This window comes from Paenibacillus sp. FSL L8-0494 (assembly GCF_038003695.1).
Taxonomy (GTDB): Bacteria; Bacillota; Bacilli; order Paenibacillales; family Paenibacillaceae; genus Paenibacillus_AQ; species Paenibacillus_AQ odorifer.
Genome location: NZ_JBBOPQ010000001.1, coordinates 1,969,668 through 1,992,393 on the forward strand (window position 1 = coordinate 1,969,668; position 22,726 = coordinate 1,992,393).

Consider the following 22,726-nt stretch of genomic DNA (forward strand, 5'->3'; position numbering starts at 1 on the left):
CTTTTTGCTATTCGTGTATTCTCCGAGAAAGGCTACACTAGCCCCCGTTCAGGAGCGCCGCAGGACTCTCTAATGATAAGCTCTGGTTCTACGCTGAAAGAACTCGTACCTGATTGGTTGTTTATTAGATCATACAGCATTAGTGCTGCTAGGCGACCGATCTTATCTTTATTTTGGCGGATGGTAGTCAATAGGGGTGTTGTATAATTGCAGGCCTCAATATCATCACAGCCAATAATTGCAACAGTTTCAGGAACAGCGATAGAAGCCTCTTTAAGGGCACGCATCGCCCCTATAGCAAGCTGATCGGACGCCGCGAAGATCGCTCTAGGTAAATTTCCATTCTCAATCATTCTACGCATCGTCTCATACCCACTGGCCTCAAAGAAGTTACTTCCGTTTAAGAACCAATTCTCGTTAATAGGCAGCCCCAAATCTTCAAGAGCTTTGCGATAACCACTTTCGCGCATATTGGAGATGTCTGAATCTGAGGAACTGCCGATGTAACCAAGCTCTCGATAGCCCAGTAAATAAAAGTGTTCTACCACTTTGGAGGACATTTTGAAATTATCCGACATGATAAAGCCAGAGTTGTCACCCGTTAGTTTTAAATCTACGCCGATACATGGAATTGCACTGTTGTCTAATTCGCTGATAGAGGTTTCTAGCTCCTGTCCGGATAGAAGCACACACCCATCTACATTAAAATGCTGACAACGGGCAAGATAATCGTTAGTATCGCCACTTTGGAATTTTTCATTGGAAAAAAAGATAAGGTCGTAACCTAGTAGTCCCATTTGTTTTTTAAATGAATTTAGCACCTCGATGAAAAAAGGGTGGGTAAAGTCGACATTCAGCATTCCGGCAAAAATCACTCCGATTAGATTGGACGATTTCGTAGCCAATGTTTTAGCTGAATTGGAGGGGGTATATCCAGTTTCTTTTATAATTTGTTGAACCCTTGTCTTGGTATCTTCCGAAATATCACTGTAGTTATTAATGATTTTGGATACTGTCGAAACAGAAACTCCAGCAATTTTCGCTATATCTTTGATGCTGTAGGCCAAATTAAGTCCCCCTTATAGTGAGTAATGTTCCGTAATATATGTTTAAAATCTACTCAAGGCTATTTTTTTATGACTTGAATTTATGATTTACGAAATAGTTTCGTTACTTATTTTATAGTTCAATAAGATTATAGTCAATGGAATGTTTACTCTTAAACTAGGATTATGCTTGATATTAAAGGTTTTTTTGAATGATTGGTTCAAAAAACGTTCAAAAATGAACAATGAAAAAAGACTTTACAAAGACAAATAACGATGCAATAATGAAAATACCGAAACCGCTTTCTGTGATATCATCCTTACTGTTTCGTGATTTTCAGAAATTAGCATGTGGTTTCGTTAAAGGGTCATAACAAATTATCTGGGGGGTAACAAAATGGTAAAGAAGCTTTCTGCGGTATTGTTGAGCTCAGCGCTAGTGCTCTCATTAGCAGCATGTGGAAGCGGCAATAACAACGCGAATGGTGAGGCTACTCCGGGCAGCGGAACAAACAAGCCTGCATCTGGTGATAAGAAAGTGATTAAGATCTTACACTGGAAACAAGAGAATATTAACAAGGTCATTACAGAAATTAATAAAAAGTTTGAAGAAAAATATCCGGAATACAAAGTGGAGTACACAACCACTGGTCCGGATGATGAATTCAAACAAGCACAAAGAGCAAGAATTACAGCTGGTGACGTAGATGTACTTGCCGATCTATCCGGTATGAGATTGTCTCCGAAAGATTGGACACCAGGTGCGAAAGTGCCAGACTGGCAACAATGGATTGATTCCGGACTGATTGCTGATCTGAGCGGCGAAGCTTTCGTTAAAAACTACAATGCGAATGATATTGCTAAAGCCGGCACTTATAAAGATAAAGTGTATGCAATCCCAACCGGTAAAGTAGCGATGTCAGGATTCTTCTATAATAAAGAAATTTTTGAACAAAACGGGCTGACTGTACCTACAACTTGGACAGAGTTCATTAGTGTTCTAGATACATTGAAAGCAAAGAGTATTGTTCCAATCGTAGTGGCTGGTAAGGATGTATGGCCTTTGAAATTGCCAGTGTTCGGTTTGCAAGCCAAGATTCTGGGTGGCGGCAACCAACAACAATGGATTGAAGGGGTTTGGAAGGGAACTTCGGCGTTTAACGATGCTGAGGCTGTAGAAGTATTGGAGAAAATGAAGACGCTTCAAGATAACTACATCATCGACGGTTTCTTGGGTATCGACTATGCAACAGCACCTTCGTTTTTCGCAACAGGAAAAGCAGCTATGATTGCTGACGGAACTTGGGATGCTCCTACGATCGCGGCAGCAAATCCAGATGTGAAATTTGGTTACTTCCCAATCCCAGCTACAGAAGATGCTGCTAAGAATAATTCTCTTGTCGGTAAATACGATGTAACTTGGTATGCAGCAGAAAAAGGCCCGAACAAAGAAGGCGCTTTGAAATGGCTGGAATTCTTCTCTGAACCAGAAAACTACACAGAATATGTTAAAGCAGCTGGATTCTTGCCTACACAAGACAATATTGCCACTGAAAGTGACTTTATTGACAAAGAACTTGCTCCATACATGACTGGAGATTTCGAACTTGCTTATGAAATTATGATGATTAACCGTGATAACGTTGGTGAGCACATTGCAGCTGAAGGCGTTCACACTGAATATTTGGCACCAGGCGGCGAGTTTAAAACCGCTAAAGAGCTTGCAGATGTACAACAAAAAGAATGGGAAGCAGCAGCACCTAAATAAGTAGCTATCCCGATAAATAAAAAGAATCTACAACATACTGTACACCAAACATGTTTTACAACTTCGGGGTCTGTTTTGTGCAGGCCCCGATCATTTTATTGAATTAGGATTGGGTAGGTGAGAGAAATGTATCCGTTCGGGAAAGGTATTAAACGATATATACCGCTTCTGCTGCTAATGATTCCATTATCATTGTATGTAATTTTCTATTTTGGCCCATCTATGATGACGGTTATCTATTCATTTACAGATATCACTAACGTTCCTGGAAGCAAGATGAGTTTTGTAGGCCTTGACAATTATTATGATGTATTTTACTCAGGAAATTCAGGCGAGCGTTGGGATTCCATTATACGTACTATTTATTTCATGGTCATTGTAACCATTGTACAGAACGGTGTCGGTCTGCTTATGGCCGTAGTTATCAATCAGAAGCTGAAAGGCGATTATTTCTATCGCGCGGTATTCTTTTTACCGGTTGTGCTTGGTGTAGCGGTAGTTGCACTGGTATGGGGCATGATGTTCGATCCGCTGAGTGGTCCGGTTAACCAACTGTATGATTCTTTGTTCGGTTATAAAGATATGTTCTTTGGAAGCTTCACTCATGCGTTCGGTTATATTATATTTACGCAAATTTGGATGTATATGGGTTATTCGATGTTGATTTTCCTTGCGGGGCTACAATCCGTACCGAAAGATTTGTATGAGGCTGGATATATAGACGGAACTACGAAGTGGCAATCTTTTAAAAATATCACATTCCCACTTATCGCTCCATCCTTTACGATTAACATTATTTTGTCTATTATCGGTGCGATGTCCACCTTTGATATTATTCTCGCAACTACGGACGGTCGCTTTAACACAAGAACGATGGCATATGACGTTTATAAAGAGACGTTCCGTGGTTCTCTACAGATGGGACTTCCTTCCGCGCTTTCCGTGGTTCAGTTCCTTATGATTCTGGTGTTTGTAGTATTTGCAGTGAAACAAATGCGTAAGAGAGAGGTGGAATATTAATGAAGGATTCCAAAACCGCCAAAACTCTCTCTTATATTCTGATTGCAGTGTTGCTTGTTTTGTATATCATGCCGTTGTTATTTGTAATCAATATTTCATTCAAGTCCTTTACAGAATATCTGTTAGATCCTATCGGTCTCGTAAAAAGTATTCAATGGGATAATTATAAAGAAGCTTGGCTACAGGGTAATTTCTCTAATTATTTCTTAAACAGTCTGCTGTATACAGCTGTGGCAACAGTGCTGACCCTAATTGTTTCGTTATTCGGGGCCTTCCCGGTGGCGAGAAATTATGTGAAGTGGAGCGGATTTATTTATTTGTTCTTCTTGATGTCTCAGTTCCTGCCGAATCCAATGGTCGCACAGTTCAAGCTGATGCTTACCATGAAACAGGAGCTAGGATTTGTAGGTTATGACACGAAGCTGGGTTACATTCTCCTTAAAACAGGCGGAACGGGTATCGTGTTCATGATGTTTGTAGGTTACATCAAAGGAATTAGCCGGGAGATGGATGAAGCAGCAGGTATGGATGGCGCTGGATATATGCGTTATTTGTTCCAGATCATCATGCCACTTATGAAACCAGTAATTGCTACAGGTGTTATTCTAACAGCAATTAGTATCTGGAATGACTTCGTGGGGCCGGTCATGTATTTACCGAGTCCAGAAAACTATCCAATCACCTTCGGGCTTAAAGAATTCCGCGGTCAATACGGGAACAACTGGCCTATGTTGGCGTGCGGGATCATGATCGTATCTGCACCGCTTATCATCCTATACACCTTCATTCAAAAGTATATCGTTGACGGTGCATTGGCAGGTGCGGTTAAAGCTTAAGTAGTTGTGTAAATGAGAGGATGGAGAGAATGGATCGTAATAAAATTCATGGCTTCGAATTCACCGGAAATGATGGGGAATTCAGGCTTCAGCAACCGGATCGCAGCAGTTTTCTATATTTCCCTCTAGTGAATGAAGGGGGAATGATGTCGACGGTAACTCCAAAACTTCATGGTCAGGTTACCACAGGTCATAATACATTTTTGACACCGCCATTATCTGTTGAAGATTTGCATAATTCGCGGGCTTCCCGTAACTTCTGGGTATACGTAGAAGGCAAGGGAGCTTGGTCGGCAGTGGGGAACTCCGCTAAGCAAAATGCCGATTTCTATACATCGTCTACTGATGAAGCAGTACTAGAGGCTGGTTTCCTGTGGCAACGCGTAACGCGTTGTAACGCAGAGATGGGTGTTAAAGCTGAAATCACCAGCTTTGTGCCAAGCGGTAATGATAAGGTCGAACTAATGAAGGTTACGTTGACGAATACAATAGCAGAGGTTATTACGCTGACACCGACAGCGGTAGTTCCGATCTACGCGCGTTCGGCAGATGATCTGCGCGATCATAGACATGTAACCTCTTTGCTTAACCGGATCTATACTTCACCTTATGGTGTTGAGGTTCAGCCTGCGCTCTCCTTTGATGAGCGGGGACACCGCATCAATCACACTTCTTATGGAGTATTTGGTGCAGAGGGTGACGGCAGTCAACCTGCTGGTTTCTTTCCAGTGCAGGAGGAGTTCATTGGAGAAGGTGGAAGTCTGGATTGGCCAGAAGCTGTTATCCTGAACAACACGCCGGAGATTGGCACGGGTGGAGGTGTACAAAGAGAGGGATATGAGGCTATCGGGGGTCTTCGTTACGAGGCGCTTAATCTGTCTCCTGGTGACAGCCATTCTTATATAGTAGTTATGGCGATCCATAATGAGAGAATTGACGTGGATGCCTTGATGAACAAATATGGTACATCTGAAGCTTTTGATCATTTGCTTGAGGAAACTAAAGCCTTCTGGGCAGATAAAGTGAATATGGTAGAATTTCATACCGGTGATTCAGATGCTGACCAATGGATGAAATGGGTTACGATTCAACCCGTGCTGAGAAGACTTTATGGTAACTCCTTCTTGCCTTATCATGATTATGGAAGGGGCGGACGTGGCTGGCGGGATCTTTGGCAGGATTGTCTAGCACTCCTTATTATGGAACCGGCTGAAGTACGCAGCTTACTGCTGAACAACTACGCCGGGGTAAGAATAGATGGTAGTAATGCCACTATTATCGGTCAACAGCCTGGTGAATTTATTGCCGACCGTAACAACATCCCGCGGGTGTGGATGGATCATGGAGCTTGGCCGTTCTTAACGACTATGTTATATCTGGATCAGAGTGGTGATCTTGATTTCTTATTGCAGGAACAGACGTATTTCCGCGATACCTTTATGAGTCGCTGTAAGGAACGCGATAATTCATGGGATACCTCGCTGGGAAGTGATCTCAAAACTACTTCTGGTGAGGTTTATAAAGGTACGATTCTGGAGCATATCCTGCTGCAAAATCTGGTTCCGTTCTTTAATGTTGGAGAGCACAATAATATCCTGCTGGAGGGCGCAGACTGGAATGATGGTCTTGATATGGGCGCAGACCGGGGTGAGAGTGTAGCTTTCACAGCATTCTACGCAAGTAACTTATTGGATATTTCTCGTGTGCTGCGTACGCTAAAGACTTCTAAAGGGCAAGAGACAGTTGAATTGGCAGAAGAAATGAAACTATTGCTAGATTCGCTTGGTGATCAAGTGGATTATGAATCTGTATCAGGCAAGCATGAAAGACTTAATCAATATTATGCTGCCGCTCCGAACAAAGTCAGCGGTATTCGTGCAGCACTCGACATAGAGACAGTAGCGGACGATCTGGAACAAAAAGCAGAGTGGATCTTTAATCACTTGCGCCGCAATGAGTGGGTGGAAAGTGAACACGGTGGAGGCTGGTTTAACGGTTATTATAATAATGATGGAGAACAAGTGGAAGGGGAATTCGCAGAAGGCGTTCGAATGACGCTTACGGGTCAAGTATTCCCGCTGATGGGCCATGCAGCTGCACCAGAGCAAATTCCGCATATCATTGCCGCCGTGGATCGTAATCTACTGGATGACAAAATTGGGTACAGACTTAATTCCCGTTTCGGAGGGATCCAGCAGAATCTGGGTCGTGCCTTTGGCTTTGCCTTTGGACATAAAGAGAACGGTGCTATGTTCAGTCACATGACCATCATGTATGGCAATGCATTGTATAAACGCGGATATGTGAAAGAAGGACATAAAGTATTAGAATCTCTGTATAGCTTAAGTACTGACTTTGCAAAAGCCCGCATATACCCAGGAATTCCTGAGTATATTAACGAGCAAGGCAGAGGGATGTATACGTATTTAACAGGATCAGCAAGCTGGCTGCTGTTAACTATGGTTACTGAAGTATTTGGTGTAAAAGGTAAGCTAGGTGATCTTTTGTTGCAACCGAAGCTTGTTAAAGAGCAGTTTGATTCCGAGGGAAAAGCCTCTATTAAGACAATCTTCGCGGATCGCGAGTTTGAAGTGGTCTATAAAGCCACAGGAAGCTTAAACTACGGGGAGTACCAAATACACTCTGTTACCCTGAATGGCAGCGAGGTGACGCTGCAGCGCGGCTCAGGAAGTGCGATTATTCCGCGTGAAGAGTTGCTCTCTCTGCAGACAGAGAAATGCCACTTGATTGAAGTGACATTGGCGTAGCTTTATACGATATTTTAAGACGTCTGCACCGTTATTCATAGCGGCTGCAGACGTTTTTTTCAATAATGAATATTTATTCATTGTAACAATGAACGAAAGGGCGCGTTAGGTATGGGTTGCAGACTGTCAAATGGCATATTAACTGTCGATATCGCTGATATCGGAGAGTATAAGGGCACTCGTTTTGACTGGACAGGATTTATTACACAGGTGACATTAGAAGAGGGGAAACATACGTTTTGTGTGCCGGAAAGCTTGAAGCCAGGCGAAGGAACTGGAGGCAAGGGGCTTTGTAATGAGTTTGGCATTTCCCGGGCAATTGGATATGATGAAGCGCCAATCGGAGGCTGGTTTCCAAAAATCGGAGTCGGATTGTTACAAAAAGGAAATTCCCCATTATACAGCTTCAATGAGGAGTTCCCTTTAACCTCTTTTAGTAAGGATGTCGAAGCAGGGAATGATGCGGTCACATATACGATCCACCCAATGGAAAGCAACGGATATGCTGTGCAGCTAACCAAAACGATTTCTTTACAGGGGGATCAATTAACAATTGCATATGAATTGCATAACAAAGGTCAAAAGCCTTTCCATACGGAGGAATATATTCACAATTTCATCGGAATCGATGGGTTGAATATTGGGCAGGATTTTGAACTGCGTCTTCCGAGGGAACTCAAGGTAGTAGAACCAGAATCCTCCTATACGAAAGAATTGCTAGAGGTATCCGGGAATACTCTTACTTGGTCAAAGGAACCGGATAAACCCTTTTATTGCAAGTTGAGCGGTTGGGAAGGTCAGGAAAATGAGTTCACCTGGGAGTTGGTTCATAAGCCTAGTGGAACGGGCGTGCGAGAGAGTGGGGACTTTCCAGTAGAACGTATGGCCCTGTGGGGAGAAGGTCATGTAGTCTCTCCTGAAGTATTTGTGAACATTAGTCTTTTACCGCGTCAAAGCAAGAGCTGGCGCCGATCTTACCGGTTTTTCACTGCGAAATGAGTACCGTCTTAACCTTTTATGTGAATAATTATACTTGCTGGTGCGGGAGAATATTGCTATCATAACCATATCCATATTGATAGGAGAGAAAGGGTGGGGAGCAGTTTTGAATAAGAGAGCATACAATTTTAATGCCGGACCGGCAGCATTGCCGCTTACGGTACTGGAACGCGCACAAGCGGAGTTTGTTGATTTCCGGGAAAGTGGAATGTCTATCATGGAGATGTCGCACCGTGGTGCAATTTACGAATCCGTGCATAATGAAGCGCAGGAACGTCTGCTTTCGCTCCTCGGCAATCCGAAGGGCTATAAGGTATTGTTCGTACAAGGCGGAGCAAGCACACAGTTTGCAATGATCCCTATGAACTTGATTTCCGAAGGCCAAGTAGGTAGCTATGTAATGACAGGTAGCTGGGCGGATAAAGCTTATAAAGAAGCCAAATTGGTAGGAGGCGCTCATGTTGCTGCTTCTTCCGAAGATAAGAAATTCTTGGCTATACCTGAATTAAGTTCGATCAAAGCTGCGGAGAATGCTGCTTACCTTCATGTTACTTCCAACGAGACCATTGAAGGAACGCAATATGCAGAATTTCCGGATGCAGGCTCGATTCCGTTAATCGCGGATATGTCTAGTGATATACTTTGCCGTCCAATCGATGTGAACCAATTCGGAATGATCTATGCCGGAGCACAAAAGAACCTTGGACCTTCAGGCGTGACTGTAGTTATCGCGAAAGAAGAATTGCTTGCAGAATCACCTTCTAACATTCCTACTATCATGCGTTACAGCACTCATTATAAGAATAACTCTCTTTACAATACACCTCCATCTTTCTCTGTATATATGGTGAACGAAGTATTAAAATGGATTGAGGAGCAAGGCGGCTTAGCTGGCATCCATTCCAAGAACCTTGAAAAATCGGGTCTGTTATATGATCACATCGATGGAAGTGACGGTTTCTACCGTGGCGTTGCAGAACAAGGCAGCCGCTCTATTATGAACGTTACTTTCCGGATGCAATCAGAAGAACTCGAAAAGCAGTTTGTCAAAGCTGCTGAACTGGAAGGTTTTGTCGGCTTAAAGGGTCACCGCAGTGTTGGGGGCTTGCGTGCTTCCATCTACAATGCAGTTCCTTACGAAAGTGTAAAAGCACTGTCCGATTTCATGAACCATTTCCGGCAAACTCAAGGTTAATGAATTCTATCTATAACCTTCCGCCTTCTTGGTGGGAGGTTTTCAGTTTGTTTGGAGAAGCTATGGTTAGGCACTAGAGTAAAACATCTGGCTATTAAGCCTTTAGAGAGGAAGGAACCATATAATGGCACTCCATATCGTATTAGTCGAGCCGGAAATTCCGGCCAATACTGGCAACATTGCGCGTACTTGCGCCGCTACAGGCACTCATCTTCACTTGGTTCGTCCACTCGGATTCCGTACAGACGATGCTACATTAAAAAGAGCAGGATTAGACTATTGGCATGCTGTTACTATTGAATATCACGACTCCTTTGCTGAGGTTTTGGAGAAATATAACGAGGGGCGTTTCTTTTACGCAACGACGAAAGCAGAGAAAAGATACAGTGACTTTGAGTTCCAAGATGGCGATTTTTTTGTTTTTGGCAAGGAAACGAAGGGGCTTTCTGCAGAGATTCTAGAAGCAGGTAAAGAAACAAAAATGCGCATGCCAATGAGTGATGCTGTGAGATCTCTGAATTTATCCAATTCGGCAGCTATTATTGTGTACGAGGCGCTTCGACAATTGGATTTTCCTAATCTTATTTAAAAAAAGACAAATTTTTTATTTTTTTCAGCAGGATTCGACAATTAGGTAACGAAATATATTGAAAGAGCCGAAATAAGTAGTAGCTACTAAATAATTTTTCTTGAACAGGAGAGGTGTACGTTAGTTATGAAACCTGCTGGTGTAGTTCGCAAAGTGGATCAGTTGGGTAGAATTGTTCTGCCTAAGTCCCTGCGTAAAAGGTATCAGATGAATGAAGGCGACCCGGTTGAAATTTTGGTACAGGGTGACCATATCATCTTGGAGCGTTACCGTCCAAAATGTGTTTTCTGTGGATCAATGGATGGTGTAAGCGAATATAAAGATCGTTATATTTGTTCTGCATGCCTTTCGGAAATGACTCAATTGCCAAGACATGCCTAAGAAGTACATATTTTGAATTTTGACAGCCAAGAGCTTATAAAAAAACTGTCCTCTTCGTAGAACTCTTCTACTTGGGGGCAGTTTTTTTATGTATACGAAAAATGCCCCCGCACCAAGTGGCTGCAGGGACATATCGGCTTTATAGGCCTTTTGTTTTGTCGTCGTTGTAAGATGAGGTAAGGATGCCGACCGTAAATAACACAAATACGAACATTACGATCCAAAAGGTTAATGAGAACGACATACTGGCACCTCCAATAGCGAATGTATTCGTTATCAAGATTATAACCTGCAATTTAATAAAAATAAACGCAAATGTGATATGTTACATAGACAATTTACTATATTATTTAAAAAACAGGAAATTCGTTGGCACAGCTCTTAGATTTCCATCGGATGGTTTATTGATAACTCTTCCGTTAAAGATCAATGAGGAAGAGCCACCACCATCTAAATTATAAGCATCTACGAGGCCCATATTCGATAATTTGTTCTGAATCTCCTCCAGCTGTGCACCAGAGCTGCCATACTCATTATATCCATCTGCTACAAAAAGCAGGATCTGATCATCTTTATATTTGCCGATCACGGTACGTGGTGCCCGATTAGGGGATGTTTTCCACTTTTCGGGTATGGGTGTTTTAATGTTGTTTTTAAGGAGGACAGGCACAAAGGTGGCGCCGAATACCGGATCTAGCTGATCTAATTGTGCGCGACTGTAGAATTTCCCGCCGATTAATTGCCCGGATTTGTTCAGCCCAACAAAACTTAGGTCCTTGTACGTTGGCTCAAAACCGTATAAATACTTTCCATCCACTACAGTTGTGCTTAAGGGATAACGTTTTCCGGATTGATCTGCAAAGCCGCCCGCATTAATACCAGCAATGGCACCATTACGCTGTACGGCATGCATAGTAGTTTCCGCACCGGAGGCTGTCTCCGCCAAGCTCATCTTCATAGCGGTCGGGTCCTTCAATTTGATTTTCAACGCATAAGCTTTGTAGTTTCCTGGATTCAATCGATATAACTCAACTCTTATACGGTCGCTGGTAACAATCTCTGAAGGTATACCAAGCTTGGCTGAAATCCTGCGGTTATAGATCAGTTCAGGCCGGTTCGCCTGAGTCTTTGCTGTTTCGACCAGCTTATTCATCGTAGTGGTAGTCTCTTTATATAGCTTGGCACTAGCGCTGACAGCATCAATGGTGTAAGCTGCGGAGGCCTCTGCCAGAGTCAGCTCTTTTTTTAAGGAAGCTGTTTCATTCACTGGCCCAGCGCTTGGTGTGAATTGTCCTACATCAAGGTCTAGCTGTAGCGGTGGTCGATACCACGACATACATATAAACAAGCCTATGAACGGTGCAGTTAGAAGCATGAAGAAGCGATTTACTCTTTTGACTGGCGTCATCATTTGATCAGATCCATTTCTTTCTTCAAAGCTTCTAACTGTTTGCTTACCTCACTCAATTGCGTATATAGCTTGTTGCTGTTATCTGTCTTGGCACTAGCATTATCTTTAGTGAAGGTTAATAGTTCGTTAAAGCTTTGCACTGTATTCTGCAATTCCTTCACTTCTTCAGAGAGAACGGCAATTTTTGCTTCATAGTCGGTCTTTAAAACGGTAAGCTGCTGCTGGCTCTGAGTACTAAGTTCGGTTAGCACTTGTTGCTTCAGATGGTTCGTGTAGCTGTATACAGCATATACGCCGAGTCCGATCATCATAATCCAGAACAGTAAAAACCATTTTACGGAAGGGCCGTTTCTCGCAGTAGTAGAGCGCGAGCGTACCGGGGACGTTTCCGCTAGCGGTTGCATTTTATCACCTCGGGTTGGTCTTTTTTTCAAGTCCCCATTCTATCAGACTTTGACAAGATTCGCAAAAATGTAAGAGAGTATGAAAACTAGAAAAAGTAATTGCATCCTATTAAACTACTGCGATACAATTTCTATAGATTGGAATTCTGATAGACGTACACAAGGTAACCAGCTAGAGATTATACAGACAAGTCATCATACAGCCTTGCTTGCGTTTTAACCGGAAACGCTGCGGCGCTTTCCTTTCTAGATGATTATATATAGAGCAGGGGGTCAGGGCATTAATGATGAAGGTTTGGCAGGTGGTCATTGTGGGGTGTCATCCTACAAGTATGCTGGGGACAAAATTGATTTTGGAAGAGGAAGAGGGGCTTAAGGTTCTGGGAATGTATTCCACTTGGGACGAAGGCGCTACCATCGTAAGGGAAAAAAATCCCGAGCTAGTGCTAGTAGATTATCATATGCCTGAGGGGAATATTGAGAGTGTGCTGTTAAATATGAAAAAAAGCTCACCAAACTCACATTTTGTCGTGATGACAGACGAAGACGGGCGAGAACTGCTTCAGCCCCTCGTAGAACTAGGAGCCAGCGGGATATTCTCGAAGGGAGCTTCTCCCCGTCAGCTTTTACAGCTGATCCTGGGTTTACGGGAGGGTTTTCTTTCAATGCCGTTGGAATGGATTGAAAAAGGAGCTTGGCCGATTTCGACATTTAAAGGATTAGATGATGTTCTGCAACTGACGGAGACAGAGATGTTTATCATGGAGCGAATCGTTCAAGGGATTACCTACGATAAAATTGCGCTTGAAATTGCGGTAAGCCGTCGGTCCATTGATAATTATTTGCGCAAAATCTATGTAAAGCTCGATGTTTCGACCCGGGCACAAGCGATTGAGAAATTCGCGCTCTTCTCAAGACAAAACAGGCAAATCTACGCCTAACCCACGCTTTACGACATAATGACGTATGGGGTGGAATATTCTTGGAGTAGAAGTAAGAATATCATGTTGAATGGGTAACCATCCCATCCTTGGATGAGGATGACGAAGCCGTTTCTACTTGGTAAAAGGGAAGGGGGATTTCGCATGATTTACGAATTTTCTGCTCGCGCACACACATTGTTGTCGTCATCGCTTCTTAGTATCCGCACCCAAACACGGAGAAGCTCCATGATATCGCTAGCTGAAGAATTACCAGCGGAAGAACTATTCCCATTGTCACTGCTTGCTGAAGCAGCATCTACGGTGATTTCAGCAGATGCGGGAGCACTGCAATATGGTGATCCTGCCGGGTACGGACCCCTTCGGGAGTGGCTTGCTGGGGATTGGCTTAAAGAAAAAGGGGTAAATGTTGTTGAGGGTGGAGTTCTGCTAACAACGGGTAGCCAGCAAGCCATTGATTTGTTGTCGCGGGTGTATATTGATCCAGGAGATCGTGTATTAGTAGAAAATCCGACCTCTCCAGGATTTTTGCAGACTCTTCGGATGCAGGGGGCCGTTATTATTCCTGTACAGGGTGATTTGGACGGGCTTGATCCGGAGCATTTGCGGAGCCAGATCGAGCTGCATAAGCCGAAAATGCTGTTCGCAACCCCTAGCTTTACCAATCCAAGCGGCATTTTATGGAGTTTGGAGAGACGCCGCGCAGTATTGGATTTATGTATCGCATATAACATCTTGATTGTGGAAGATGATTCTTATGGGGATTTGCACTTCCAGAAGCAGGGTGAACACAAGGCCAAAAGATATCCGTCTTTGTATGCACTGGAAAATATCAGCGATGGCGGACATGTGCTTTATATCGGTTCGTTCAGCAAGACCGTTGCGCCCGCGCTGCGGACGGGCTGGGCGGCAGGCAGCCGAGTCTTGATCAGAATGATGTCTGCGGCTAAGCAGATGGCCGATTGGCAGTCGAGCGCATTAAATCAGCGGCTGCTGCATCATTTATTGGATGTGTCTGCGTTTGATCTGCGTGAGCATATCGCGCAGCTGAATCGAGAGTATAACACCCGTCTGAAGCTTATGGTAGAACTGCTAAAGCGGCCTGCTTGGAAGGGCAGCTCCTATGATTTGCCGTCAGGAGGCATGTTCCTGTGGGTCTCACCACCAGAGGGAATGGATGTTATGGCGTTGCTCAAATGTGCGCTAGGTAAGGGAGTGGCTTTTTTGCCGGGTCCGTTATGTAGTGTAGATGGAGTCAGCAATCACCTTCGCCTTAACTTCAGCCATCCCGGCCGGGATGAGCTGCTGCTTGGCATGAACCTGATGAGCGAAGCGGTTAAGGAGTTCACAGCCCGGAGTTAGGTAGTGGAATGAAAGTTGTGGATGAAATGATTGAAATGATGAAAACACAAGACACTCTTAGAGCTAAAACACGGACAGAATTACAAGTCGGGCAAGACGAAGTGTGTGATGTGAGATTAATTAGGGAAATCCTCCCTAAAACTGGTCGATTTGACCTCTAAAAATGACTGTTTAGGGAATTTCTCCCTAAAAAATCAAGGGATACCCCGTTTTAGGGGTAAATCTGGCTAAAATCAGGGAGTAATTCCCTAAAATGCGGTTTTTAGCGTGTGAATCGAAGAATATTAGGGAGGATTTCCCTAATAACTTAGTGTGCCTTTTTCGGAATGGTGTTTTTAAAGCTTATTTTGCTTTGAATGATTTAGTATTAGTGGATGTTGAATGTAGCATAGGGGTTCTAATGTGAATAAATCAGCAAGAGTAGCATGTTTAAGCAAGAGTAGAGAAAATAGTAATTAGTAAATAGCGCTCGTGTTCGAAGATTGTAAATAAGTTAGTTAAGTACAGTCAAGTAGAGCTGGATGAGGTACACAGAGATATGAACGTGGTAAGAGTGAAATGCAAACGTGGTATGAATGAGTTACTAATGTGATGAGAATGATTTGCGAACGTGGGAAAAGCGAGTTACGCACGCGGTAAGAATGAAATAGAAATGTGGTATGTATGAGATAGAGCGTGGTACGAACGAGATTCTAGTATGTTAAGAATGCAGTCTGAATGTGATACGTATGAGATACTCATGAGATATGTGTGAAATAAGACATGATACGGATGAGATACTAGTGTATTAAAAATGTAATCTAAATGTGATATGAGTATAGTAAGAGCGTGGTACGCACCAGATACTAATGTGTTATGTGTAAGATAAGAACATGGAATGTACAGAGATAAGATTCAAATAAGATTAGACATACGAAAAAGCATCCCGTAGTTGGGATGCTTTTTGGCGTTATTTAATATGTTATGTGTGCATCAGAATAATAAGTTTAAAGTCTGAGTAAATGATTAGAACCGAGGTAAAAGATTAGAACCCGACTAAAAGAGGTGCTCGATTGATGTACTGTTCAGGTTAGGTTAGCTAATTACTGGGATGATTGCTGTTATTGGGTACGCCGCTTGTTATCGCGGCATATTCAACCAGCGCCGCATGACCGGCTGGGGTTAGGGTATAACGCCCACGGCTTACCCGGTGAAACCAGCCGTAGTAGTTGTTCTGAAGCATAGCGGCGGCGGTGGGTACGCCGCTACGCTTCCGCAGCTCGGCCGGAGTGATGCCGGCTGAGCGGGGAGCGCTTCCTGCGGCCAATACGGCCGCTGGAAGCGTGCTTGAGGCAGCGCTAGGGGCACCGCTTCGCGTGCCTGCCGCCGCTGCCCCCGTGCTGCCGCGTCCCCGGCAGCACGGCTCTCCGGCGCTGAGCTCAGCGCCGGAACCTGTTCAGCGGTGCCCGCCGCTGAACGTTTGGCAGCTGCGAGCGAAGCCTTCGCAGCTGCCTTCTCCGCAGCGACGGCGGCGTCCGCCTCCGCTGCTTGCAGAGAAAGCGCGACACGCAGCGCTTTCTCACGGTAGGCCGTCACGAGCTTGACGCGCGTGCTGCCGCCGGTGTTGTAGTCTCCGCTGCGCTCGCGGAACTCATAGAGTAGGCGCTCGCGCCGCCGCTTGTTGCTGCGCTGCGCAGGTGGCTTCTCGTCTGGCTCTACAAGCACCTCGACCAGCGGTGCTTTGGTCTTATAAAAGATAACGGTGATCAACCCAAGACCGAGCCGGCGGCATAACCCGCTAAGCTCGCCCCAGCGCTGGTTCACCGCACCTTTTTTATCACGGACACGTTCCACTGCGAGATAGACGATGGGACTGAGCTTCAACCGTTCTACCCCTTGCAGCAGCAAGGCGAGATTGAATGATTTTTTCATCTCCACGATCAGAGGATGCTCAACGTCCTCCCGAATCCCCACCAAATCGCAGGTCCGGACCTCACCTTTGATGCTGTAACCCTGCTTTTCAAAAAAAATCTTCAAAGGAGCGTACAGCTCCGTTTCATGTCGTACCGCCATCTTGTCACTCCCGTAGGCCTTTATTTTCGGGTTTCTCAATAAGGTTTTACAGCCATTTTCTGATTCTCTATTATAGCACAGTAAAAAAGAGGTCAACTATTCCGCGCTTGCCGCATAGGTATGTAATACACTTTTTAACGCTATAGGAGAGCAAGTAGAAGAGCAAGTAGGAGCGCAAGAGGAGGCAGCGAGCAATGGACATTTTTGAGCGTATAGCTTCGTATCGGGCTGAGAACGACCGGTTGGCGTGGAGCGGCACCTTCAAGCAGTATATAGAACTGTTGAGAAAAGACCCCTCTCCCGCAAAAACCGCTCACTCCCGCGTTTATGACATGATTAAGTCGCACGGCGTAGAGGACATAAACGGACGCAAACGGTATAAGTTTTTTGAACAGGAGATTTTTGGACTTGATCGTGCAGTCGAAAAGTTGGTCGAGGAATATTTTCACTCTGCAGCACGTCGGCTTGATGTTCGCAAACGGATTTTGTTATTGATGGGACCTGTCAGTGGGGGGAAATCGACCCTGGTCACGCTGCTTAAACGTGGTTTGGAACAGTACTCGCGGACAGATGCGGGTGCGGTATACGCAATAGAAGGCTGCCCGATGCATGAGGACCCGCTGCATTTGATCCCGCTGGAGCTCCGTCCGGAGATTGAGAAGGAACTTGGTGTACGTATTGAGGGCAACTTGTGCCCATCCTGCCAGATGCGTCTGAGAAATGATTATGCTGGTGACATTGAGCAGGTTAAGGTGACGCGTGTTATTTTGTCAGAAGAAGAGCGGGTAGGGATTGGTACCTTTAGTCCATCTGATCCGAAGTCTCAGGATATCGCTGATTTGACAGGAAGTATTGATTTTTCGACCATTACTGAATTTGGTTCGGAATCTGATCCGCGTGCCTACCGTTTTGATGGTGAGTTGAACAAGGCTAACCGTGGGCTGATGGAATTTCAGGAAATGCTCAAATGCGACGAAAAGTTTTTATGGAACCTGCTGTCACTGACGCAAGAAGGCAATTTCAAGGCTGGCCGCTTCGCGTTGATAAGTGCGGACGAAATGATAATTGCTCATACAAATGAAACCGAGTATAAGTCGTTTATTTCTAATAAAAAGAATGAAGCGCTCCAGTCCCGTATGATTGTTATGCCTGTTCCGTATAACCTCAGAGTTTCGGAAGAGGAAAAAATCTACGCGAAGCTGATCGCCCAGAGTGATATGAGTCATGTGCATATTGCGCCACATGCGCTGCGTGCCGCCGCTATTTTTTCCATCCTAACCCGTCTTAAAGAAAGCAAAAAACAAGGTATGGATCTGATCAAAAAGCTGCGGATGTACGATGGTGAAGAGGTCGAGGGCTATAAAGAGGCCGATCTTAAGGAGATGCAAACGGAGTATTTAGATGAGGGCATGTCCGGAATTGATCCGCGTTATGTTATCAACCGCATTTCCAGCGCTCTGATCAAAGGAGATCTGCAGTGCATGAACGCACTGGATGTCCTGCGGGCGATAAAGGATGGCCTGGATCAGCATCCATCGATTACAAAAGAGGAGCGGGAGCGTTATCTGAACTTCATCTCCATTGCCCGCAAGGAATATGATATTTTAGCGAAAAGCGAAGTACAAAAGGCATTTGTCTACTCCTTTGAGGAATCTGCGAAGACACTTTTTGAGAATTATCTAGATAATATCGAAGCCTTCTGCAATTGGTCGAAAATTCGTGATCCGCTGACGGATGAGGAAATGGAGCCGGATGAGCGGTTAATGCGTTCGATTGAAGAGCAAATTGGTATCTCTGAGAATGCAAAAAAAGCGTTCCGTGAAGAGATCCTGATCCGGATTTCCGCGTATTCACGCAAAGGGAAGAAATTCGAGTACAACAACCACGACCGCCTGCGGGAAGCGATTGAGAAAAAGCTGTTCACAGACCTCAAAGATATCGTCAAAATCACCACCTCGTCCAAAACACCTGATGAAAGTCAGCTCAAACGAATCAATGAGGTATGCGCCAGACTTATTGATGGACATCACTACTGCCCAATCTGCGCCAACGAGCTGCTGAAATACGTGGGAAGTCTGCTAAACCGTTAAAAAGAGTTCATTTATGCGGGGTGTTCCAAAAGCCATGAAAATGGCTGTGGAGCACTCATTTTTTTGTCCTTCCATGTTTTATCTGCCTCCTTTTACCCTCCTAATGTTGATCTAAACGCCGCCACCCATCTGACTAATTTGGCTGTTGTGCGTAGGAAGTTGCTAAAGGACACAGGAGACCCTAAACGTAGATTTTGAGCATCTTTAGCAGGCTATTGGACCCTATGGTCGCTATTAGCAGGAAAAACCTAAATATGAGCCGTTTTTTGAGTAATAGCTGCACTGGAGTCCGAAACTCCGCTCAAAAGGCGATATTTTGGAAAATAACGTCATCTGGGTCCTTTAGTCAGTCGTAGGGAGCAACTGAAGTGTAAGTAGGTTACGTGAATCCAGCGTTGTCTACTTCGAGGCTTACCCAAAATGATGGCGGCCAAGAATACGCAGAGTTGTGATCCTTCTGTAAATGGAGGGGCTCGCTGCTCTGTTTTTTTATACAGGCAATAATGCAGCTCAGCAAAACAGGAACAGTCCATCTCATGCGCAGTTGATATAATGAAATCACCGTACGGGGGAAGGCTGGTGCTGCACTTGAATTACAGTAAAGATATAGAAAAATGTGTTGAATATATAGAAGCTCATATCAAAGAAAATATAACGGTGGAAGAAATAGCGACTGAGGTCGGATATTCGGTGTATCATTTTTGCCGAGTGTTCAGCTTGTGCAAGGAAATGTCTGTGATGGAATATGTGCGGAGCCGAAAATTATCCTTAGCCTCAATTGAATTATTTGCTGGAAAAAAGATCATTGATATTGCGCTGGACTATGGTTTTGAAACACAAAGTGGCTTTACTAAAGCTTTTCGCAAAACCTTTGGTTATAGTCCGACACAATATGCGGCGCGGATGGATGGGTTTAGTAAAGGAAATTCAATATTTGATATCGGAGGTTATATTATGAATCCTGTTTTTGTTCGTAAGCCTGCTTTTAAGGTGGCTGGTTATGGTATCCAAACTAATGTTGCGGGTAGTATGTACACTAAGGATATTGCTTCTTTTTGGAGCCATTATGAGGGTGAAAACCTGGAGTCCAAAATGTATAAAATACTAAACCCGCCTAAACACGGAGAAGTTGGTTTATGTATTCCGTCTTCAGATAACGGCAATGCCACCTATCTTTTGGGTGTTATTGTTGAGGACTACTCCAAGGTAGAAGCTGATATGTTGACGATGGATGTGCCAGAAGCCGAATATGCCGTGTTTACAACACCTCCAGTGGATACTTCAACGGATACAGAGCAAATACAGTTTGCCCAAGTCATAAAAAGCAGCTGGAAGTACATCTTCGAAGAATGGTTTAAGGATAGTGGTTACGTTTATGACGAGACTAAGCTGGATTTTGAGTTTTACGATGAACGCTGCCATTCGCGGCCAGATACAGTGATGGAGATTTACGTTCCTGTGAAAAAGTTGACTGAATAGTCGATAAGGGCAAATACCGCTCGGTGATAATTGTAATTTCTGAAATGTTTGGACTTTATGTCGCTGACAAAGGCGAACGCTACGCGCCTACATTTTTAAACTTCCTTACGTTACGTTCACCTGGGCATTTGCCATGTGCAGTTATTAAGTCGATATGAGGGTGTCGATGAAGGTCCGCAGCGTGTTACCGCTGCGGGCCTTCTTTTTTAGGAATTCCCATATGGGAAACGTAGATACCTTGGAGGAGTTATACATCGAAATTAATACGTTTGACGAGTATGATCTTCCGTAGTTTAATAGAGTCAATTAGTAGGGTAACTCGAAAATAACGGAGAGTGAAGCAGATGATTAGAGAAGCGAGAGCTGATGACTGGAAAGACATAGAGGAATTATTAGAACAGTTGGGATATCCGAATACAGAAATGTTCATGCAAGAAAAAATAGAAAAGCTAATCCTACATCCGGATGAGGAATTATTGGTTTTTGAGGAAGATGATAAAGTGGTAGCTTGTATTTCCATGCATTACATACCCCAATTAGGTCTGGTAGGAGAGACTGCAATTATAAGTTATCTTGTGGTGAGTAATGCCATTAGGAGCAAAGGAATTGGACGTAAGCTTGAGGAGTATTGCGCTGAATTAGCTAGAAAAAGAAACTGTGATAACATTCAGGTTCATTGTCATTCCAGAAGAACTGATGCGCATAGATTTTATGCTCGGCAAGGGTTTGTTGAGGCTCCAAAATATTTCTCGAAGTCATTAAAAGAATCTGAATCCACATTTTAGTCATAGCAAAAAGCGGCAGACCAGGGTGTTAATACCCGTTTAGGTCTGCCGCTTTTTTTAGTTTAAATAAATTTCCGCTGCACCTTTTTGCCATCGTATGAAAAACGCGCCTTTTTGTCTTCCACAACCGTCTGTAGATGAACCGTCCGCCCCCATAAAGAGTAGATGTGAGGGAGTGTGCGCTCCAGGTACTTCAGATCCAGCTCGATGCTTTCATAGCGATGAGTTATAAATAATTCACCATTCTTCTCGAAGTCTGCATCCTCAATGACCAAGTAAGGAGACCCCCCATTGACCCGGGCGAGCACCAGTTGATCGCGTACATTTTCCCATGCTTTATCGGTGATTTTCCATTCGGGGCCTTTTTTCTCAAAAACATAAAGATCGAGGTCGTTCACCAATTCCTTAGATAGATAGCTGCGGATAAAAGAGGTATCGGATTCCAGCTCACGTACTTCAAAGATTTTCTCGCGGTCCCAGCGGCGTTCGATGTCTTCAAAGATTTTCAGCCCCAGATAGTAAGGATTCAGGCTTTGCCGTGAGGGCTGCACGACGGATGAATTCAGTTTTGCGTATTCCACTGTTTCCTCTTCGGTCAGATCTAGTTCGCGAACGATGCGCTGATGCCAGTAGGAAGCCCAGCCTTCGTTCATGATCTTTGTTTCCATCTGTGGCCAGAAGTAGAGCATTTCATCATGGAGCATCGTCATAATGTCACGTTGCCAATCCTCCAAAACAGTGGAATATTGCTGAATGAACCAGACCATATCTTTTTCTGGCTCTGGGGGGAAAGCACGATTTCCAGAGGGTGCTTCCTGCGGACCGGTAGTGCTTTTATCTAGATTCCATAATTCGTCATAAGGATTGGATGATTTCGAGCCACCTGGAGGGGCATCTTTGAGCTCCTTCATCTTAGCTTCCAGCAGGTGAGTTTTGCCCAGCTTGCGTGGTTGGATCAGACTGGGGTCTATATGCTCTTGGATAGCCAGCACTGAATCGATGAAGCTCTCCACAGCATCAGTTCCGTAGGTTACAGAATAACCGGCAATCCGATCTGCTGTAGCTGACATACTCTCGACCATATCTCGGTTGGACATGGAGAAACGCATATTATTTTTGAAAAAATCACAGTGCGCTAGCACGTGGGCAACAATCAGCTTATTCTGAATCAGTGAATTTCCATCCAGCAGGAAGGCATAACAAGGGTTGGAGTTAATAACGAGCTCGTATATTTTGCTCAGTCCGAAATCGTATTGGGATTTCATTTTATGAAAGGTTTTTCCAAAACTCCAGTGTCCAAATCGTGTAGGCATTCCATAAGCGCCGAATGTATAAATGATATCTGCGGGGCATATTTCATAACGCATGGGATAAAAATCTAAACCGAAGCCAGTGGCTATTTCCGTAATCTCGGCAATTGCCCGCTCTAGCGCATTAATTTCTTCGCTTGGCATGAATCTTTCTCTCCCTCCAGCTTGGGCTTATGCTGCAACCTATTCTGACAAGGCTGCAAAGGTTCCGCGACAACGTCCGGGACTGTTCCATTTATATATATGGGAGAGTAGATGAGTGTATGACGTTCTGAATTTCTGAGCAAAGA

General features: G+C 44.2%; 20 protein-coding genes. 14 read left to right on the forward strand and 6 right to left on the reverse strand.

All coding sequences use genetic code 11. The annotated features are described in order from the left end of the window. Window positions 1-32: 32 nt before the first annotated feature. The gene (locus NYE35_RS08680) at window positions 33-1,067 is read right to left on the reverse strand and encodes a LacI family DNA-binding transcriptional regulator (protein ID WP_076101584.1); all 1,035 of its coding nucleotides are present in this window, start codon (window positions 1,065-1,067) and stop codon (window positions 33-35) included. A gap of 376 nt (window positions 1,068-1,443) precedes the next feature. Here NYE35_RS08680 and NYE35_RS08685 point away from each other — a divergent pair, with 376 nt between their 5' ends. The 8 genes from NYE35_RS08685 (at window position 1,444) to NYE35_RS08720 (ending at window position 10,602) form a co-directional block, all read left to right on the forward strand. Further along, window positions 1,444-2,814 (forward strand): ABC transporter substrate-binding protein, encoded by a 1,371-nt coding sequence (locus tag NYE35_RS08685; RefSeq protein WP_036684451.1) that lies wholly within the window; start codon window positions 1,444-1,446, stop codon window positions 2,812-2,814. Between the two features lie 126 nt (window positions 2,815-2,940). Continuing rightward, entirely contained in the window at window positions 2,941-3,834 is an 894-nt protein-coding gene (locus tag NYE35_RS08690) for a carbohydrate ABC transporter permease (protein WP_036684449.1), read from the forward strand. Further along, window positions 3,834-4,670 (forward strand): carbohydrate ABC transporter permease, encoded by an 837-nt coding sequence (locus NYE35_RS08695; RefSeq protein WP_036684447.1) that lies wholly within the window; start codon window positions 3,834-3,836, stop codon window positions 4,668-4,670. Before NYE35_RS08690 ends, NYE35_RS08695 begins: the two co-directional genes overlap by 1 nt. A gap of 29 nt (window positions 4,671-4,699) precedes the next feature. After that, complete coding sequence (locus NYE35_RS08700; RefSeq protein ID WP_341120677.1) at window positions 4,700-7,438, forward strand: GH36-type glycosyl hydrolase domain-containing protein; 2,739 nt, start codon at window positions 4,700-4,702, stop codon at window positions 7,436-7,438. A gap of 111 nt (window positions 7,439-7,549) precedes the next feature. Further along, complete coding sequence (locus NYE35_RS08705; protein ID WP_036684443.1) at window positions 7,550-8,437, forward strand: hypothetical protein; 888 nt, start codon at window positions 7,550-7,552, stop codon at window positions 8,435-8,437. A 106-nt stretch (window positions 8,438-8,543) separates the two neighbouring features. After that, window positions 8,544-9,632 (forward strand): 3-phosphoserine/phosphohydroxythreonine transaminase, encoded by a 1,089-nt coding sequence (serC, locus tag NYE35_RS08710; RefSeq protein ID WP_036684441.1) that lies wholly within the window; start codon window positions 8,544-8,546, stop codon window positions 9,630-9,632. Between the two features lie 124 nt (window positions 9,633-9,756). Continuing rightward, window positions 9,757-10,221, forward strand: a complete 465-nt coding sequence (gene trmL, locus NYE35_RS08715; RefSeq protein ID WP_036684439.1) for a tRNA (uridine(34)/cytosine(34)/5-carboxymethylaminomethyluridine(34)-2'-O)-methyltransferase TrmL — start codon at window positions 9,757-9,759, stop codon at window positions 10,219-10,221. 126 nt (window positions 10,222-10,347) lie between these two features. Continuing rightward, window positions 10,348-10,602, forward strand: a complete 255-nt coding sequence (locus NYE35_RS08720; RefSeq protein ID WP_036684437.1) for an AbrB/MazE/SpoVT family DNA-binding domain-containing protein — start codon at window positions 10,348-10,350, stop codon at window positions 10,600-10,602. Between the two features lie 346 nt (window positions 10,603-10,948). Here NYE35_RS08720 and NYE35_RS08725 read toward each other — a convergent pair whose 3' ends face one another. Together NYE35_RS08725 and NYE35_RS08730 are read right to left on the reverse strand one after the other, a co-directional pair. After that, a complete protein-coding gene (locus NYE35_RS08725; protein ID WP_111503170.1) occupies window positions 10,949-12,013 on the reverse strand; it encodes a phosphodiester glycosidase family protein in 1,065 nt (354 codons plus the stop codon). Then, a complete protein-coding gene (locus NYE35_RS08730; RefSeq protein ID WP_036684435.1) occupies window positions 12,010-12,417 on the reverse strand; it encodes a hypothetical protein in 408 nt (135 codons plus the stop codon). The genes NYE35_RS08725 and NYE35_RS08730 overlap by 4 nt, the downstream gene beginning before the upstream one ends. A 284-nt stretch (window positions 12,418-12,701) precedes the next feature. Between NYE35_RS08730 and NYE35_RS08735 the strand changes: the two genes are divergently transcribed. From NYE35_RS08735 to NYE35_RS08745, 3 genes are all read left to right on the forward strand, one after another. Then, window positions 12,702-13,358, forward strand: coding sequence for a response regulator transcription factor (locus NYE35_RS08735; protein WP_036684433.1), 657 nt, complete (start codon window positions 12,702-12,704; stop codon window positions 13,356-13,358). A 144-nt stretch (window positions 13,359-13,502) separates the two neighbouring features. After that, entirely contained in the window at window positions 13,503-14,720 is a 1,218-nt protein-coding gene (locus tag NYE35_RS08740; RefSeq protein ID WP_038569564.1) for an aminotransferase-like domain-containing protein, read from the forward strand. Between the two features lie 8 nt (window positions 14,721-14,728). Then, window positions 14,729-14,881 (forward strand): hypothetical protein, encoded by a 153-nt coding sequence (locus NYE35_RS08745; RefSeq protein WP_341120679.1) that lies wholly within the window; start codon window positions 14,729-14,731, stop codon window positions 14,879-14,881. 917 nt (window positions 14,882-15,798) lie between these two features. Here the strand turns inward: NYE35_RS08745 and NYE35_RS08750 are convergent. After that, entirely contained in the window at window positions 15,799-15,942 is a 144-nt protein-coding gene (locus NYE35_RS08750) for a DUF2161 family putative PD-(D/E)XK-type phosphodiesterase (protein ID WP_445252454.1), read from the reverse strand. Continuing rightward, window positions 15,903-16,772 carry a DUF2161 family putative PD-(D/E)XK-type phosphodiesterase gene (locus tag NYE35_RS08755; RefSeq protein WP_341120680.1) on the reverse strand — a complete coding sequence of 290 codons (870 nt, stop codon included), beginning with the start codon at window positions 16,770-16,772 and terminating at the stop codon, window positions 15,903-15,905. Before NYE35_RS08755 ends, NYE35_RS08750 begins: the two co-directional genes overlap by 40 nt. Window positions 16,773-16,966: 194 nt before the next feature. On the opposite strand from NYE35_RS08755, the gene NYE35_RS08760 reads away from it, so the two are divergent. From NYE35_RS08760 to NYE35_RS08770, 3 genes are all read left to right on the forward strand, one after another. After that, entirely contained in the window at window positions 16,967-18,862 is a 1,896-nt protein-coding gene (locus NYE35_RS08760; RefSeq protein ID WP_036684429.1) for a PrkA family serine protein kinase, read from the forward strand. Window positions 18,863-19,414: 552 nt separating this feature from the next. Then, on the forward strand, window positions 19,415-20,341 hold the full coding sequence (locus tag NYE35_RS08765) for an AraC family transcriptional regulator (RefSeq protein WP_235219505.1): 927 nt from the start codon (window positions 19,415-19,417) through the stop codon (window positions 20,339-20,341). Window positions 20,342-20,685: 344 nt separating this feature from the next. After that, window positions 20,686-21,126 (forward strand): GNAT family N-acetyltransferase, encoded by a 441-nt coding sequence (locus tag NYE35_RS08770; RefSeq protein WP_341120682.1) that lies wholly within the window; start codon window positions 20,686-20,688, stop codon window positions 21,124-21,126. Between the two features lie 62 nt (window positions 21,127-21,188). On the opposite strand, the gene NYE35_RS08775 is transcribed toward NYE35_RS08770, so the two are convergent. After that, window positions 21,189-22,580 carry a SpoVR family protein gene (locus NYE35_RS08775; protein WP_036684424.1) on the reverse strand — a complete coding sequence of 464 codons (1,392 nt, stop codon included), beginning with the start codon at window positions 22,578-22,580 and terminating at the stop codon, window positions 21,189-21,191. Window positions 22,581-22,726 lie beyond the last annotated feature (146 nt).

Bases quoted from the DNA above. Each gene is read 5' to 3' on its own strand.
- NYE35_RS08685 (WP_036684451.1), top strand. From the start codon at position 1,444: ATGGTAAAGAAGCTTTCTGCGGTATTGTTGAGCTCAGCGCTAGTGCTC.
- NYE35_RS08690 (WP_036684449.1), top strand. From the start codon at position 2,941: ATGTATCCGTTCGGGAAAGGTATTAAACGATATATACCGCTTCTGCTG.
- NYE35_RS08695 (WP_036684447.1), top strand. From the start codon at position 3,834: ATGAAGGATTCCAAAACCGCCAAAACTCTCTCTTATATTCTGATTGCA.
- NYE35_RS08700 (WP_341120677.1), top strand. From the start codon at position 4,700: ATGGATCGTAATAAAATTCATGGCTTCGAATTCACCGGAAATGATGGG.
- NYE35_RS08705 (WP_036684443.1), top strand. From the start codon at position 7,550: ATGGGTTGCAGACTGTCAAATGGCATATTAACTGTCGATATCGCTGAT.
- trmL (WP_036684439.1), top strand. From the start codon at position 9,757: ATGGCACTCCATATCGTATTAGTCGAGCCGGAAATTCCGGCCAATACT.
- NYE35_RS08720 (WP_036684437.1), top strand. From the start codon at position 10,348: ATGAAACCTGCTGGTGTAGTTCGCAAAGTGGATCAGTTGGGTAGAATT.
- NYE35_RS08725 (WP_111503170.1), bottom strand. From the start codon at position 12,013: ATGATGACGCCAGTCAAAAGAGTAAATCGCTTCTTCATGCTTCTAACT.
- NYE35_RS08730 (WP_036684435.1), bottom strand. From the start codon at position 12,417: ATGCAACCGCTAGCGGAAACGTCCCCGGTACGCTCGCGCTCTACTACT.
- NYE35_RS08735 (WP_036684433.1), top strand. From the start codon at position 12,702: ATGATGAAGGTTTGGCAGGTGGTCATTGTGGGGTGTCATCCTACAAGT.
- NYE35_RS08740 (WP_038569564.1), top strand. From the start codon at position 13,503: ATGATTTACGAATTTTCTGCTCGCGCACACACATTGTTGTCGTCATCG.
- NYE35_RS08745 (WP_341120679.1), top strand. From the start codon at position 14,729: ATGAAAGTTGTGGATGAAATGATTGAAATGATGAAAACACAAGACACT.
- NYE35_RS08750 (WP_445252454.1), bottom strand. From the start codon at position 15,942: ATGCTTCAGAACAACTACTACGGCTGGTTTCACCGGGTAAGCCGTGGG.
- NYE35_RS08755 (WP_341120680.1), bottom strand. From the start codon at position 16,772: ATGGCGGTACGACATGAAACGGAGCTGTACGCTCCTTTGAAGATTTTT.
- NYE35_RS08760 (WP_036684429.1), top strand. From the start codon at position 16,967: ATGGACATTTTTGAGCGTATAGCTTCGTATCGGGCTGAGAACGACCGG.
- NYE35_RS08765 (WP_235219505.1), top strand. From the start codon at position 19,415: ATGAAATCACCGTACGGGGGAAGGCTGGTGCTGCACTTGAATTACAGT.
- NYE35_RS08770 (WP_341120682.1), top strand. From the start codon at position 20,686: ATGATTAGAGAAGCGAGAGCTGATGACTGGAAAGACATAGAGGAATTA.
- NYE35_RS08775 (WP_036684424.1), bottom strand. From the start codon at position 22,580: ATGCCAAGCGAAGAAATTAATGCGCTAGAGCGGGCAATTGCCGAGATT.